Source organism: Mucilaginibacter sp. AK015, assembly GCF_014200785.1.
In the GTDB taxonomy this organism is placed as follows: domain Bacteria; phylum Bacteroidota; class Bacteroidia; order Sphingobacteriales; family Sphingobacteriaceae; genus Mucilaginibacter.
On sequence record NZ_JACHCV010000002.1, the window covers coordinates 425,882 to 441,315 of the forward strand.

At 43.9% G+C, this 15,434-nt stretch carries 15 protein-coding genes; 5 read left to right on the forward strand and 10 right to left on the reverse strand.

The annotated features are described in order from the left end of the window. Positions 1 to 8: 8 nt before the first annotated feature. Positions 9 to 959: an NAD-dependent epimerase/dehydratase family protein gene (locus HDC91_RS11180; protein ID WP_183552020.1), complete on the reverse strand. Its 951-nt coding sequence runs from the start codon at positions 957 to 959 to the stop codon at positions 9 to 11. Positions 960 to 1,191: 232 nt separating this feature from the next. Between HDC91_RS11180 and HDC91_RS11185 the strand changes: the two genes are divergently transcribed. The 3 genes from HDC91_RS11185 to HDC91_RS11195 all read left to right on the forward strand — a co-directional run bounded on the left by HDC91_RS11185 (position 1,192) and on the right by HDC91_RS11195 (position 3,722). Continuing rightward, positions 1,192 to 2,199, forward strand: a complete 1,008-nt coding sequence (locus HDC91_RS11185) for an aspartate-semialdehyde dehydrogenase (RefSeq protein ID WP_183552028.1) — start codon at positions 1,192 to 1,194, stop codon at positions 2,197 to 2,199. Between the two features lie 113 nt (positions 2,200 to 2,312). Then, positions 2,313 to 3,095 carry a hypothetical protein gene (locus HDC91_RS11190; protein WP_183552031.1) on the forward strand — a complete coding sequence of 261 codons (783 nt, stop codon included), beginning with the start codon at positions 2,313 to 2,315 and terminating at the stop codon, positions 3,093 to 3,095. A gap of 78 nt (positions 3,096 to 3,173) precedes the next feature. Further along, on the forward strand, positions 3,174 to 3,722 hold the full coding sequence (locus HDC91_RS11195) for a type 1 glutamine amidotransferase domain-containing protein (RefSeq protein WP_183552034.1): 549 nt from the start codon (positions 3,174 to 3,176) through the stop codon (positions 3,720 to 3,722). Positions 3,723 to 3,778: 56 nt separating this feature from the next. Here HDC91_RS11195 and HDC91_RS11200 read toward each other — a convergent pair whose 3' ends face one another. The 4 genes from HDC91_RS11200 to HDC91_RS11215 all read right to left on the reverse strand — a co-directional run bounded on the left by HDC91_RS11200 (position 3,779) and on the right by HDC91_RS11215 (position 8,264). After that, a complete protein-coding gene (locus HDC91_RS11200) occupies positions 3,779 to 4,234 on the reverse strand; it encodes a nuclear transport factor 2 family protein (protein WP_183552037.1) in 456 nt (151 codons plus the stop codon). A 213-nt stretch (positions 4,235 to 4,447) separates the two neighbouring features. Next, positions 4,448 to 5,872, reverse strand: a complete 1,425-nt coding sequence (dnaA, locus tag HDC91_RS11205) for a chromosomal replication initiator protein DnaA (protein WP_183552040.1) — start codon at positions 5,870 to 5,872, stop codon at positions 4,448 to 4,450. A 309-nt stretch (positions 5,873 to 6,181) separates the two neighbouring features. Then, the gene (locus tag HDC91_RS11210) at positions 6,182 to 7,729 is read right to left on the reverse strand and encodes a methylmalonyl-CoA mutase (protein ID WP_183552043.1); all 1,548 of its coding nucleotides are present in this window, start codon (positions 7,727 to 7,729) and stop codon (positions 6,182 to 6,184) included. Positions 7,730 to 7,733: 4 nt separating this feature from the next. Beyond that, positions 7,734 to 8,264, reverse strand: coding sequence for a hypothetical protein (locus tag HDC91_RS11215; protein ID WP_183552046.1), 531 nt, complete (start codon positions 8,262 to 8,264; stop codon positions 7,734 to 7,736). Between the two features lie 89 nt (positions 8,265 to 8,353). Here HDC91_RS11215 and HDC91_RS11220 point away from each other — a divergent pair, with 89 nt between their 5' ends. Both HDC91_RS11220 and HDC91_RS11225 read left to right on the forward strand, forming a co-directional pair. Continuing rightward, on the forward strand, positions 8,354 to 8,707 hold the full coding sequence (locus HDC91_RS11220; RefSeq protein ID WP_183552048.1) for an iron-sulfur cluster assembly accessory protein: 354 nt from the start codon (positions 8,354 to 8,356) through the stop codon (positions 8,705 to 8,707). 169 nt (positions 8,708 to 8,876) lie between these two features. Further along, positions 8,877 to 10,115 (forward strand): ABC transporter permease, encoded by a 1,239-nt coding sequence (locus tag HDC91_RS11225; RefSeq protein ID WP_183552050.1) that lies wholly within the window; start codon positions 8,877 to 8,879, stop codon positions 10,113 to 10,115. A 133-nt stretch (positions 10,116 to 10,248) separates the two neighbouring features. On the opposite strand, the gene HDC91_RS11230 is transcribed toward HDC91_RS11225, so the two are convergent. From HDC91_RS11230 to HDC91_RS11250, 5 genes are read right to left on the reverse strand one after another with little or no spacing between them, the layout of a single operon-like run. After that, a complete protein-coding gene (locus HDC91_RS11230; protein WP_183552053.1) occupies positions 10,249 to 10,986 on the reverse strand; it encodes a tyrosine-protein phosphatase in 738 nt (245 codons plus the stop codon). Positions 10,987 to 10,988: 2 nt separating this feature from the next. Beyond that, positions 10,989 to 12,041: a dTDP-glucose 4,6-dehydratase gene (gene rfbB, locus HDC91_RS11235; RefSeq protein WP_183552056.1), complete on the reverse strand. Its 1,053-nt coding sequence runs from the start codon at positions 12,039 to 12,041 to the stop codon at positions 10,989 to 10,991. Positions 12,042 to 12,061: 20 nt separating this feature from the next. Then, a complete protein-coding gene (gene galE / locus HDC91_RS11240) occupies positions 12,062 to 13,081 on the reverse strand; it encodes a UDP-glucose 4-epimerase GalE (RefSeq protein WP_183552059.1) in 1,020 nt (339 codons plus the stop codon). 54 nt (positions 13,082 to 13,135) lie between these two features. Next, a complete protein-coding gene (locus HDC91_RS11245; protein ID WP_162429562.1) occupies positions 13,136 to 14,122 on the reverse strand; it encodes a UDP-glucuronic acid decarboxylase family protein in 987 nt (328 codons plus the stop codon). Continuing rightward, on the reverse strand, positions 14,122 to 15,432 hold the full coding sequence (locus tag HDC91_RS11250; protein WP_183552062.1) for a UDP-glucose/GDP-mannose dehydrogenase family protein: 1,311 nt from the start codon (positions 15,430 to 15,432) through the stop codon (positions 14,122 to 14,124). The genes HDC91_RS11245 and HDC91_RS11250 overlap by 1 nt, the downstream gene beginning before the upstream one ends. Positions 15,433 to 15,434: the final 2 nt, after the last annotated feature.

The following is a 15,434-nucleotide window of genomic DNA, read 5'->3' on the forward strand; positions in this document are numbered from 1 at the left end:
AAAGGGCTCTAAATTACATTTTTTAAGTTAGTTAGCATATCCTCCGTGATCTTTGCCAGGTCGTACTCCAAAGCCCATCCCCAATCCTGCTGCGCTTGTGTATCATCTATTGATTTTGGCCAGCTATCGGCAATTGCCTGCCGGGGGTCATTATCGGCATAGCTCATTTCAAAACCCGGTATATGCTTTTTAATTTCTTCGGCCAGTTGCTCTGGCGTAAAACTTATCCCCGCCAGGTTATAGCTCGACCGGATGCTCAGGTTTTCTGCAGGGGCATCCATCAGGCTGATGGTAGCGCGTATGGCATCGTCCATATACATCATGGGCAAAGCTGTTTGTGCCGATAGGAAACCCTGGTATTTACCCTTTTTTAACGCTTCGTGGAAGATGTGCACCGCGTAATCTGTAGTGCCGCCTCCGGGATTAGCGCGCCAGCCAATTAAGCCGGGGTAGCGCAGGCTGCGCACATCTACTCCGTGTTTAACATAGTAATACTCGCACCAGCGTTCGCCGGCCAGTTTGCTAAAGCCATAAACCGTGTTAGGGTCCATAATACAATACTGCGGTGTATTATACTGCGGCGAATGCGGCCCAAATACCGCTATGGAACTTGGCCAAAATATTTTTGAAGTTTTAAACTCTACGGCAAAATCAAGCACATGCAGTAAGCCGGTCATGTTTAAATCCCAGGCCATTTTTGGTTTTTGCTCGCCTACTGCCGATAATATAGCGGCCAGCAGGTACACTTGCGTTGGCCGGTGCTTGTCAAACAAGTGGTGCAGATTATCTTTGTCCAGTACGTTAGCAAACTCGAACGGGCCACTGTTACGGATGGCATAATTCGGGCTGTTTATATCAGATGCTATAACGTTTTCGGCGCCGTGTATATTTCTTAAAGCAGTTACCAATTCGGTGCCAATTTGCCCATTGGCGCCAATCACTAAAATCTTTTCGCTCATGCAATCGCGGTTTGGGTACAAAGGTAAATTTTTTTGCCTGAACCCGAATTTTAAGCATCAAAGAATTGACAAAATAGCTTTAAATACACCGCAGACCCTATATATGCATTATATTATTTTCGATACATATCGATTTAAACAGTTATTTTTTGCATACTAAATTAGTAGACATTTTGGCAAAAAAATCGCATATTTGCCATTTAGTTTACATATCCATAATTTAAAACAAAAAATGAAAGTCGCAGTTGTAGGTGCCACAGGATTGGTTGGCACTAAAATGTTGCAGGTTCTTGCCGAACGCAACTTCCCCGTTACAGAATTAATTCCCGTAGCTTCCGCTAAAAGTATTGGTAAAGAGATCACTTTTAAGGGTAAGCAGTTTAAGGTGGTTTCTGTTGAGGATGCGATTAAACAAAAGCCCGATGTAGCTATTTTTAGCGCTGGTGGCAGTACTTCTTTAGAGCAGGCACCTTTATTCGCAGCTGCGGGCATAACCGTTATTGATAATTCTTCGGCCTGGCGTATGGACCCAACCAAAAAACTGGTTGTGCCCGAGGTAAACGCCGATGTACTTACCGCAGAGGATAAGATCATTGCCAACCCAAATTGCTCAACCATACAAATGGTAGTAGCGTTAAAACCCTTGCACGATAAATATAAAATCAAACGCGTTGTAGTATCTACCTATCAATCGGTAACAGGTACAGGCGTTAAGGCTGTAGACCAGCTTTTCAACGAGCGTAAAGGCATTGACGGGCCGAAGGTTTATCCTTACACTATCGACCTGAACGTTATTCCTCAAATTGATGTGTTTACCGAGAACGGTTACACCAAAGAGGAGATGAAGATGATATTGGAAACCAAAAAGATAATGGGCGACGAAAGTATCAAAGTAACCGCAACTACCGTGCGTATACCGGTTATGGGTGGTCATTCGGAGTCTGTTAACATCGAGTTTTTGCACGATTTTGACCTGAGCGAGGTACGCGAACTATTGGCAAATTCGCCGGGTATTGTAGTGGTTGATGATACTGCCAACCTGAAATACCCCATGCCGCTTGATGCGCATGATAAGGACGAGGTATTTGTAGGCCGCCTTCGCCGCGACGAAACACAGGATAATACGCTTAATTGCTGGATAGTATCTGATAACCTGCGTAAAGGTGCGGCTACCAACGCCGTACAAATTGCGGAATATTTAGCTGCCAAAAATTTAATAGGGCAGGCTGTAGAGGCTTAAACTGTAGAGACGCGATACTTCGCGTCTTATATTACTTAACCTTCAATGAGACGCGAAGTATCGCGTCTCTACAATAAATAGGGATGATCAAAGATTATCCCTATTTTATTTATATGAAACGTGCACTAATCCTTGCTGTATTTGTAACTACGTTGTGGATTCCGGCCGTCATGGCGCAGAACGGCAAAATTGAAGCCGACCTCTTAAGATCGTTCACCAAACTGGAATATTGGGACCACCAACAACGGAAAGGCCTTGATGGAGCAAGCGATTCGCTGGAGGCCGCTAACGATGTGTTTGAAACGAAGTTGAAGGGTTATGCAATTAACATCCCATCTACGATAGCCGAGCCTTTCACTGCTTTGAAAAAAGCGCACCTGGATATTTTTACCTCAACAGATGGTTTGTTCAGGATATATTCATGGGAAACCTGGATGGGTGGTACGATGCGCGATTTTTCGAACCTGATGCAATACAAAACCGGGCAAAAAACAAATGCTATATTATACACTACCACACAGGATGTTTACATACCGTTTTACAGCAATCTTTACACATTTAAAAATGGTGCTAAAACCTATTATCTGGGCGTGTATAACGGCATATATTCTACCAAGGATGTAAGTACTGGTATTAAATTATTTACGATAGAAAATGGCAGGTTAAACGACAATGTTAAACTTATTAAAACTCAATCGGGCCTACGCAACAAAATAAGCTACAATTACGATTTTTTCTCAGTAGTGGATATCGCTGTCGAATTACGGCCAACTATTACCTTTGATGCCGCAACCAATACCATTAAACTGCCCCTGGTAAACAACAAAGGCAAAATAACTGATAAGTTTATCCTCTATAAATTTAATGGCAATTACTTTGAAAGGGTTAAAAGCTAATTTAATTTTACTAAAACTATAAAAACGGCCACTTGTAGTTAATATACATTGAAGTATAATCTATAAAAAATTACAGTTATGGCTGATTTAAGTAGTAAAAAAGTAGCAATGCTTACCGAAGAAGGATTTGAGCAGGTTGAATTAACCAGCCCTAAAGAAGCATTGGAAGCCGCGGGCGCAACCGTGCATATCATATCACCAAAAAGCGGCAAGATCAAAGCCTGGGACAAGGATAAATGGGGCATAGAGGTTGACGTAGACAAAAACCTGAGCGATGTTAGTCCGGATGATTACGACGCGCTGGTGCTGCCCGGGGGCGTATTAAACCCGGATAAATTGCGACAGAATAAAGACGCTGTGGCCTTTGCATCGGCCTTTTTAGATGAAGGCAAACCACTGGCGGCCATTTGCCATGGCCCGCAGTTGCTGATAGAAACGAATATGCTGAAAGGCCGCCGCCTCACCTCCTATCCTTCCCTGCAAACCGACCTTAAGAATGCCGGCGCAGATTGGGTTGACGAAGAAGTGGTGACTGACAGCGGGTTGGTAACAAGCCGTCGTCCTGCCGATCTTGAGGCTTTTAACCAAAAAACAATTGAGGAAATTGCCGAAGGTGTTCATGTTTAAATAAAAGACCATGCGTCATTGCTTATGGCGCATGGTAATATTGTTAAGCCGTTACCTTACTCGGGGCAGTTACCTGTACGGCGGGTATCAACTATATAAATGATCTTCCAGCCGGCGGCGGTTTTCATTAACTGGTAAAAATCAACCCCGCAATGGCTGAACTTTTCGCCTACGTAAAATTTATAAGGCGTCCACGCGCTGGCCAGGTCCCCGTCTACTTTAATATCGCCCCAGGTGATACGCTCGTCGTATATTTCTTTATGAGGAGTGCCAACTTGTTTTACAAACTCATCGGCTTTTTCTGTCAGCAGCACAGTAGAGCCATCCCTTTTGTTCACCACACTTTGCAGCACCATATCTTTATGAAAGGTTGAACGCAGCATGGTGCTATCGCCCTTACGCATGCCATCAAACATGGTGGTAATAGTTTTTTTGATATCGTCCTTATCGGTTTGGCAGAAAGCAGGCGCGCTTAACACTAAAATCAGCGTAGCAAGTAACAAGGTTTTCATAATTTGTGTTGATTGGTTGAGGCAATTTAAATAAAAGAAATCAAATTGTTGACCACTACGTCATTGCGAGCGTAGCGTGGCAATCTCTTTAGGACAAGTGTGCATCTTGAAAAGAGATTGCTTTGTCGCTATCGCTCCGCGAAATGACATAGGAGAGAAGAAAAACAAAAAAGCCCCACATTTCTGCAAGGCTTCTGTATATCTTCATGTCAGTTACGACATTTTTAGCTTCTTTTGGATATCGGCTACGTAGCCTTTAAATTTTTTATCGGTATCAATAAGGTCTTCCACAGTTTGGCAGGCATAGATAACGGTAGAGTGGTCGCGGCCGCCAAAGAAGCTGCCGATGGATTTTAATGAGCTTTTGGTGTGGGCCTTAGCCAGGTACATCGATATCTGGCGGGCCTGAACGATTTCGCGCTTGCGCGTTTGCGACTTTACCATCTCAATGGGTACTTCAAAATACTCGCAAACGAGGCTTTGAATATATTCCATTGAAATTTCCTTGGCCGAATTTTTCACAAAATTCTTCAGCATCTGCTTGGCCAGGTTCAGGTCTATCTCTTTACGGTTAAGGGTTGATTGAGCCAATAACGACACCATAGCGCCTTCCAACTCGCGTACATTATTATCAATGTTGTGGGCTACATATTCTACTACATCATTAGATAACTCGATACCATCCTGGTAGATCTTGTTTTTTAGGATGGCCATACGGGTTTCCAGGTCTGGGATCTGCAGATCGGCAGAAAGGCCCCATTTAAAACGCGACAGCAGGCGCTCTTCTAAACCCGCCAGATCTTTGGGAGCTTTATCCGAGGTAATGATCAGTTGCTTACCGCTTTGGTGCAAGTGGTTAAATATGTGGAAGAAGAAATCCTGTGTTTTTTCTTTACCGGCAAAGTTGTGTACATCATCCATGATCAGTACATCAATAGCCTGGTAAAAGTTCACAAAATCGTTTATGTTATTGTGTTTTAAAGCATCAACAAATTGCTGGGTAAATTTTTCGCAGCTAACGTATAGTACAAGTTTATCGGGCAGGGTGCGTTTAATTTCGTTACCAATAGCCTGGGCCAGATGTGTTTTACCAAGGCCTACCCCTCCGTATATCATTAACGGGTTAAAGGATGTACCACCGGGTTTGGCAGCCACCGCGTAACCTGCAGAACGCGCTAAGCGGTTGCAATCGCCTTCAACAAAGTTTTCGAAGGTATAGTTGCGGTTTAGCTGCGGGTCTACATTAAGCTTTTTAAGTCCCGGGATTACAAACGGGTTCTTAATATCCTTATTTATAGAAATAGGTATTGGCATAGACTGATTTTTTGATTCAGCACCATTCCCGTTCGAGGGCATGTTGGTAGTGTATGGCTTGCTTGATGATTGCTCAACAACAATGTTATACTCTAAACGACCTTCGTCGCCCAATTGTTTTTTTATTGTTTTGCGCAGCAAGCCAACGTAATGCTCTTCCAGCCACTCGTAAAAGAATAAACTTGGTACTTGTATCGTTAAAACGCTACCCTCCATACGCAAAGCTTTTATTGGCTCAAACCATGTTTTAAAGCTTTGTGCCGGTATGTTATCTTTTATGATCTGAAGGCAACTATTCCAAACGTTAGTACAAGTTTTTTCCATATAAGTATCAGTAATATCTTGATTTACAGTGTCCGAAGTGGCAAGTTTTTCGGCCGTTTCGGAACATCGAATATTCTAAAAAAAAGCGGATAAAAAAATAAATTTTAAGAAATATATTTAGAAAAAATACACTTTTTTATTGCGGATATTAAAGTTATTAACATTATATTTCGCATCAAGAAGGCGCTTTTATGCGTCAGTTTTGCGGTATCGCATTTTTTAAAGTTGCAACATCGTTTTGCCGGATTTTGTGGATTATTTTTTTTATAAAACATCTCTAAAAATCCTTAATTAGGACGATAATACTTCTCAATATTCTCCAAATATTTTTCGCAGGGTGTCGGCTATTTCGCCAAGGGTTGCGTAGCATTCAACAGCTGCCAAAATGTAAGGCATCAGGTTATCCTTACCCCGGGCGGCAGTTGTTAAGTTTTGCAATGCGGTTTTTACCTGGTCGTTATTTCTGCTTGCCTTTAAGCGGTTAAGCTTATCCATTTGTTGCCGGCGTATGCCGTCATCAACTCTAAATACATTTTGGGCAACTTCCTCCTGCTGGGTAAACTTATTAACGCCAACCAACACGCGGTCGCCGCTTTCAATATCGTTTTGGTACTGATATGCGGCTGCCGCTATTTCCTGCTGAATATAATCCTGTTCAATGGCTTTAACAGATCCACCCATCGCGTCTATCCTGTCTATATATATCTGCGCTGCGGCTTCCAGTTCATTGGTTAAGGCCTCAATAAAATACGAGCCTGCCAGTGGGTCAACCGTATCGGTTACGCCGCTTTCAAACGCGATGATCTGCTGGGTGCGCAGGGCGATCTTTGCAGCCGCCTCTGTTGGCAGCGACAAGGCCTCGTCGTAACCATTGGTGTGTAATGATTGTGTGCCGCCCAACACTGCAGCCAACGCCTGCATGCTTACCCGTACTATATTATTCATCGGTTGCTGCGCCGTCAAGGTGGAGCCGCCGGTTTGGGTATGAAAGCGCAGCTTTTGCGCGCCGGGGTCTGTAGCGCCAAGTTCTTTGGTGATATGCGCCCACATACGGCGGGCCGCCCTGAATTTGGCTATCTCCTCGAAGAAATTGTTATGGCAGTTAAAGAAGAACGAAAGGCGCTTAGCAAATACGTTTATATCTAATCCTTTATCTAACGCGGCCTTTAAATACGTTTTGCCATTGGCCAAAGTAAAGGCCAGTTCTTGCACGGCCGTTGAACCGGCCTCCCGAATATGATAACCCGATATGGATATCGTGTTCCATTTAGGTACCTCCTTGCTGCAATACTCAAAAATATCAGTTATTAAGCGCATAGAGGGTTCGGGCGGATAAATATAAGTGCCCCTGGCCGCGTACTCTTTTAATATATCGTTTTGTATAGTGCCCGAAATTTGTTTAAGATCGGCTCCCTGTTTTTTTGCTAACGCGATGTACATTGCCAGCAATATGGCAGCGGTAGCATTAATGGTCATGCTGGTAGTAATATTCTTTAGCTCGATACCATCAAATAGTATCTCCATATCCTTTAGCGAATCTATCGCAACACCTACTTTGCCAACCTCGCCTTCGGCAAGTTCATGGTCGCTGTCGTAGCCTATTTGCGTAGGCAGGTCAAACGCTACCGAAAGCCCCATTGTACCCTGGCTTAACAGGTAATGGTAGCGCTTGTTACTTTCTTCTGCGGTTGAAAAACCTGCATACTGCCGCATGGTCCAGGGTTTACCCCGATACATGTCTTTTTGTATACCGCGGGTGTACGGGAACTGTCCCGGTAACTCATTCATACCCGAAGGTTCCGTGTAAACTTCCTTAAGCTCGATGCCGGAAATAGTGGTGAATTTTTTATCGGCCATATGCTTAAAATATATTGTCCAGATCTTTTCGTACAAGATTGGTTGCTATCTCATAGGGGTCCTCATCCAGTTTGCTTAAATGGGTTAGTATAACCTTGCCCAGGTCAAGGCCTGTTGCATTATCAGGAATGGCCTTAACCGCATTATTTATCAGGCTTAAGGTATCTTCTTTTGTGCGCTTTACTATGGCCCAAGCCTGTGTGCTCACATATATTTGCTGCGTTACGTTATGCTGATACTCGGTGCGCACCTCGTTTAAAATAATGCTGTGCAACTCGGCTGCCGAATAGCCGTTACCATTTAGGCGTATAAGCAGGTTAGCCGGGTTTATCCTGTCTATAAATAACACCAAACGTTCGTAAGCCTGCAACCGTAATGGCAGTGTTTGGTGGCTTACTGCTTTTTTAAACTCCAGCATTTGCAAGGTATTGCTTTTATCCAGATAGGGCTTAAACAAATAAAACGCTATATACACAATGCCCATACCGGCAACGGTATATTTTAAAATATCAAAAAGGTAGTTATAGAGGATCATTTTATAATGTTAGGCGGAGGTCATAAATAAATCGGTCGGTGCAAAAATCCGCATTTTACCTTATATTTGTGTAGTTAATTAAAAATAAGATGAGTGCTATTGCTGAAACCCTTACTGCACCTGTAACCTTTACTGAAGGTGCCGTTAAAGAACTTGTTAAACTGAGAGACCAGCAGGAAATTGCCGACGATTTTGGACTGCGTGTGGGAGTTGAAGGCGGCGGCTGTTCTGGTATGAACTATGTTTTAGGTTTTGACCAGAGAAAAGATGGCGACCAGGAATTTTTAATTGATGGTATTAAGGTGTATATGCATAAGGCGCATGGCCTTTACCTGGCTGGGATGCAGATAGATTTTCAGGACGGTTTAAACGCCCGTGGCTTTACCTTTAATAACCCTAATGCTGCCAGTACCTGCGGCTGCGGCACTTCGTTTTCAGTGTAATTAATTTAAAATATTTAGAAAAGGGTCCCTGAATCAGGGGCCCTTTTTTTGTTTGGCGGGCGTTATCTGTATGTATGCCTTACCATCATATTTACAAATAATTAACGGCCTGTGTGTAACAAACCGCATAACACTATAGTCATACGATCAAGTTTTTTATATTTATGGCATGCCGGTAAAAACCACCTACAAAGAAAACATATCCATAGCGTTACAATCTATAGCCGGCAACAGGCTGCGGACTTCGCTTACGGCGTTAATTATCGCTATAGGTATCATGGCATTGGTTGGTATATTAACCGCCATTGAGGGCATTAAGCAATTTACAAACGATGCCTTTGCAGGGCTGGGGGCCAACTCTTTTACTATCCAAAACCGTGGCAGCGGCATCAACTTCGGTAATGGCGGGCACCGTAAAATATATCCGGCAATTAATTACGACCAGGCCGAGCGGTTTTTAAAGCTTTATAAATTGCCCGCACGCATTAGCATAGACCTGAACGTAACGGGTACTGCCATTGCCAAGTATAACAGCATAAAAACCAACCCCAATATTTCGGTAACGGGCAGTAACGATAATTATTTATTTATAAAGGGGCATAAGCTTGCCTTGGGACGTAATTTTTCCTCGTCCGAGCTGGAACATGGCGCCAACGTTGTTATTATTGGCGACGAAATAAAGGTCAAACTGTTCAAAAACGAAGACCCTATAAATAAATCGATATTACTGGGCAGCAGTAAGTTCAGGATAATTGGTGTGGTTGCACCAAAGGGCAGTAACAGTTTTGGAGGCGATAAATTTTGTATTATCCCCGTACAAAAGGCGCGGCAAATTGCTGCCACTTCGAAGCCATCATTTGGGATAACCGTAAACGTTAACAGCCCCGATGTGCTTGATGCCAGTATAGGCGAAGCTACATCGCTGATGCGTAATATACGCGGTACACGTATTGGCCAGCCGGACAATTTTGAAATATCCAGGAGCGACTCTATCCAGCAGGAACTATCCGGGCAATTAACAGGTATTACAGTAGCCGGCTTTGCTATCGGCGCTATAACGCTTATTGGTGCTGCTATTGGCCTGATGAACATTATGCTGGTATCGGTAACCGAGCGCACGCGCGAAATAGGGCTGCGCAAAGCTATTGGCGCAACGCCATCGGTAATACGCAAACAGTTTTTAATTGAGGCGATTGTTATTTGCCTTATAGGCTGTTTTGCCGGCATTATTTTGGGGATGGGTATGGGCAACCTTATAGCTGTACAAATCAGCGGCACTTTTATTATACCATGGGTTTGGCTGTTCTGCGCAGTAGGCTTATGTACTTTCATCGGCCTGTCGTCGGGATTTTATCCCGCACGCAAAGCTGCCCGCCTTGACCCTGTAGAGGCGCTGCGGTACGAGTAGGAAATGCAATACAGAGAAGCAAGAGACAGGACAGAAAGATAAAAGATTTCTTTTTGAGTCTTGCTATTTAGTATTATTGTCCCGCCTCTACATCTTCGTCTTGTTTCTTGATTCTTACTATCGTGATTCCCTGCTACAGCATTACATTTTTTAACGGATAATCAACTAATATCTTTTGCAGGTAGGGCGTAGTCAGTACGGCTTCAAACGCTGCTGCGTGACGGGGGTGGTGCATATCGCTCGAGATAAAATCAACCATATTATTATCTATCAGGTCTTCGGCCATTTTTTTTGAATGTTTGCCGTAATAACCCGCAAGCGATATTGTGTTAAGCTGTAAGCTGCAGCCCCAGCTGTGTATCATCTTTAGCTGTTCCAGGCTCATATACCCGTACCTTTCGGGATGGGCCAGTATAGGTTTGTAACCCATATCCGTCATCTTTTGAACAATAGCTATCGTATTTGGCGGTTGGCTAACGAAAGAAAGTTCAAACAGCACGTAGTTATCTCCCATTGTTAAAACCTTGCGTTCTTCAAGACGCTTTTCAAAAGTTTCGTCAAAATAATGCTCGGCTGCGGCTGAGATATCAATATCTATGTTTTGATGTTTTAGCTCTGCCTTGAGTATCGCAAGCGCGTTAGCTATGCTTTCGGCGTCGTTACGATAATAATCGATCATGATGTGCGGGGTGGCAATAATTTTCTTGATGCCCAGCGCCATCATTTTTTTTATAAGAAAGATGGATTCTTCTACGTTTTGCGCACCATCATCAATACCCGGCAAAACATGCGAATGCATATCTGTTACAATCGAACTGTAGTCGAAATTAACAATTGGTTTAACTTCCTTCTTCTTAAAAAATCCGAACATCTTTATCGATTAGTGTATTGCTCATTGTAATAATCCTGGTAATGTCCGGATGTTACGTCGTTAAGCCATTCCTGGTTCTCAAGGTACCAGTCAACGGTTTTTTCAAGGCCTTCCTCAAAGGTTATAGATGGCTCCCAGCCCAGTTCATTCTTTAGTTTGGTGGCATCAATGGCATATCTTAGATCATGCCCGGCCCGGTCTGTTACATAAGTTATCAATTTAGCAGATTCCCCCGTTTCGCGGCCGAGCTTTTTGTCCATTATAGCACATAACAGCCTGATCAGATCAATGTTTTTCCACTCATTGTGTCCGCCAATATTGTAGGTGGTGCCCGCTGCTGCTTTATGAAAAATAACATCTATCGCCCTGGCGTGGTCTTCAACCCATAGCCAGTCGCGCACGTTCTCGCCTTTGCCATAAACGGGTACAGGCTTATTTTGCTTGATATTATTAATGGCCAGGGGTATTAATTTTTCGGGAAAATGGTACGACCCGTAGTTATTTGAGCAATTTGATATAACCGTGCCTAAACCATAAGTATCATAATAGGCCCTTACAAAATGATCAGAACTCGCTTTGGATGCTGAATAAGGAGAATGCGGATCATAGGCGGTTTGCTCGGTAAACATCGCCGTGTTGCCCAGGCTGCCGTAAACCTCATCTGTAGATACATGGTAAAAGCGTTTTTTATCATATACGCCCTTCCACAGATTTTTAGCCGCGTTTAAAAGATTTACGGTACCTACTACGTTGGTCATTACAAACTCCAGCGGGTTGGTGATAGACCGGTCTACGTGCGATTCGGCCGCAAGATGTATTACCGCGTCGGGCTGTTCCCGCTCAAACAAATCATTTATAAAGTCAAGCGCTACTATATCGCCCTTAATAAAACGATAATTTGGCGCATGTTCAATATCTTTTAAGTTGGCCAGGTTGCCTGCATAAGTAAGTTTATCCAGGTTTATAATGGTGTAATCCGGATAATTTTTTACAAAACGCCGCACCACGTGCGACCCTATAAACCCAGCGCCACCCGTAATAATTATCTTTTTCATTAGATGATAATGTTATGAGGTTATAACGGGTTTTGGGTGATATAATTTTCCCAAGCCCAGGCAGATGACATCATGGTATCAATATCGCGCTCGGCCTTCCAGTGCAGTTTTTGCGTTGATTTACTTACATCGCCCCAAACTTTTTCGATATCGCCGCTGCGGGGCGGCCCTATCTGGTAGTTCAGTTTTTTACCGGTTGATTGTTCGAAAGCGCTTATTACCTCTAAAACCGTGTACCCTTTACCGGTGCCAATGTTAAATACATCGTAACCATTAAAACCCGACTGCTCCATTAACTTCAGCGCGGCTACATGTGCCCTGGCCAAATCAACCACGTGGATATAATCGCGTATGCAGCTGCCATCGGGCGTATCATATTTGTCGCCAAAAACAGTTAGCTTCTCGCGCTTACCTATAGCCGTTTGCGTGATAAATGGTACCAGGTTTTGCGGAACGCCAATGGGCAGCTCGCCAATCATGGCACTGTCGTGCGCCCCTACCGGGTTAAAGTATCGCAATGCAATAACTTTATACGCTGAACCTGCCGCCACAACATCTCTTAATATTTCTTCGGCAATTTGTTTGGTGTTGCCGTACGGCGATTCGGCAGGTTTTACCGGCGCATCTTCGGTTACCGGCAAAACGTCGGGCTGACCATACACAGTGCAGCTTGACGAGAAAACAAAGTTTAGGGGGCTACCTTCGTAAGCCTGCAGAATATTAATAAGCGAATAAAAATTATTCCGGTAATACTTTAGCGGTAACTGTACTGATTCGCCAACCGCCTTAGAAGCCGCGAAATGAATAATACCACTAATATCGGGGTTGTTAGCCGCAAAATCTTTTACCGCCTTTGCATCGCACAGATCAAATTCGTGAAAAGCCGGTTTATACCCGATTATCTTAGCGATCTGATCTAATATCCTGACGTTTGAGTTAGAAAGATCGTCGATAATTACCGGGTCGTAACCTGCATTTACCAGTTCTACTACCGTATGCGATCCAATAAACCCCAGGCCCCCGGTCACTAAAATTTTCATAGCATGTTTTTAAAAGGTAAAATTTAAAGCTACACCGCCAAGCGACTGAAAAGCTTATTGTTTGTTATAATACGTAAAATCTTTATGCAGTATATCTTTTTCGGGCAGCGATTTAAAATACTCGTAGGTGATCTTCAACCCTTCGCTTCGCGATACTTTTGGCTCCCAGCCCAAAATACTTCTTGCTTTAGTAATATCAGGGCGGCGTTGTTTCGGATCGTCTGTAGGCAGCGGCAAGCTTATCATTTGCTGGTTGGTGCCGGTCAGTTTTATTATTTCCTCGCCAAACTCCCTAATGGTTATCTCATCGGGGTTGCCAATATTCATCGGCTGCGCGTAATCGCTGTGCAATAACCTATAGATACCTTCTATCAGATCGTCGACATAGCAAAACGAGCGGGTTTGCGACCCATCGCCAAACATGGTCAGCGGTTCGCCGCGTAAAGCCTGGCCAATAAAGGCCGGTAAAACGCGGCCATCGTTTAGGCGCATACGGGGGCCATACGTGTTAAATATGCGTACAATACGTGTTTCCAGCCCATGAAAGGTATGGTAAGCCATGGTAATAGCCTCCTGGAAACGTTTAGCCTCGTCGTAAACACCGCGGGGGCCAACCGGGTTAACGTTACCCCAGTACTCTTCAGGCTGCGGGTTTATATTCGGGTCGCCGTAAACCTCAGAAGTTGAAGCGATAAGCATCCGGGCCGCCTTTGAACGGGCCAGCCCCAATAAATTATGGGTACCTAACGAGCCCACCTTTAGTGTTTGAATGGGGATCTTCAAATAATCGATGGGGCTTGCAGGCGATGCGAAATGCAATATATAATCTAACTTACCCGGCACATACACAAATTTGGAGACATCATGGTTATAAAACTCAAAATTCTCCAGTTTAAAAAGGTGCTCAATGTTTCGCAGGTCGCCCGTTATCAGGTTGTCCATGCCAATTACATGGTAATCTTCCTTTATAAACCTGTCGCATAAATGCGAGCCCAAAAAACCGGCCGCACCGGTGATCAGAATACGCTTGCGTTGTACCATTAGTTAATTACCTTTCTGCCGATACTGTTGTAGTAATAACCCAGATCGATCATTTTTTGCAGATCGTAAAGGTTCCTGCCATCAAATATAACCTTGCTTTTTAAAAGTCCGGACAGTTGCTCAAAATCCGGCGTCCTGAACAATGACCACTCGGTAACTATCAGTAACGCATCCGCGCCGTCGGCGGTTGTATACGGGTCGGTACCGTATTGTATTTTATCGCCAAGCAAAGCTTTAACGTTATTCATACCCTCGGGGTCAAAAACGGTTAGCTCGGCCCCGGCTGCCAGCAACTCATCTATTATGTACAATGCAGGGGCTTCGCGTATATCGTCGGTCTCCGGTTTAAATGCCAGGCCCCACATCGCAAATTTCTTTCCCTTCAGGTCGTTATTGTAATATTTTCTTACTTTTTGCACTAATACCTTCTTCTGAATCTCGTTAACCTCCATCACCGAGTTGAGTATCTTGAAGTCGTATTGATTCTCCTGAGCAGATTTCGCCAGTGCCTGTACATCTTTAGGGAAACAGCTGCCACCGTAACCAATACCCGAAAACAGGAAGCGGTTACCAATACGGTTATCAGCGCCTATACCCCGGCGTACCATATCAACATCAGCACCAACCAGTTCGCATAAGTTGGCCACTTCGTTCATGAACGATATTTTTGTTGCCAGGAAAGAGTTTGCCGCATACTTGGTGAGCTCAGATGAACGCTCGTCCATAAATATGATGGGGTTACCCTGGCGTACATAAGGGGCATAAAGTTCGCCCATTAACTTACGGGCGCGTTCGTCGGTAGTGCCTACAACCACACGGTCGGGCTTCATAAAATCTTCAACAGCCACACCTTCGCGTAAAAACTCCGGGTTTGATACTACCGCACATGCTATATCGGTGTTTGCTTTTAAAACCGCAGTTACCTTGTCTGCCGTACCAACTGGCACGGTAGATTTGGTTACGATCACTTTATAATCGGTAACCAATTTAGCAATATCTTTTGCAGCACCTAAAACATAGCTTAGATCGGCAGATCCATCGCCACCGGGAGGTGTTGGCAACGCCAGGAAAATGATCTCGGCGTCTGCAATGGCATCAGCAAGGTTATTTGTAAACAATAAGCGTTTCTGATTGATATTGCGATGAAATAACAACTCAAGGCCTGGTTCGTATATAGGAAGCTTCCCTTCCTGCATCATTTTTACCTTTTGTTCGTTAATATCAACACAGGTAACCTGATTCCCGGTTTCCGCTAAACAAGTACCGGTTACCAGTCCAACATACCCCGTACCGACAACAGCTATTTTCATAA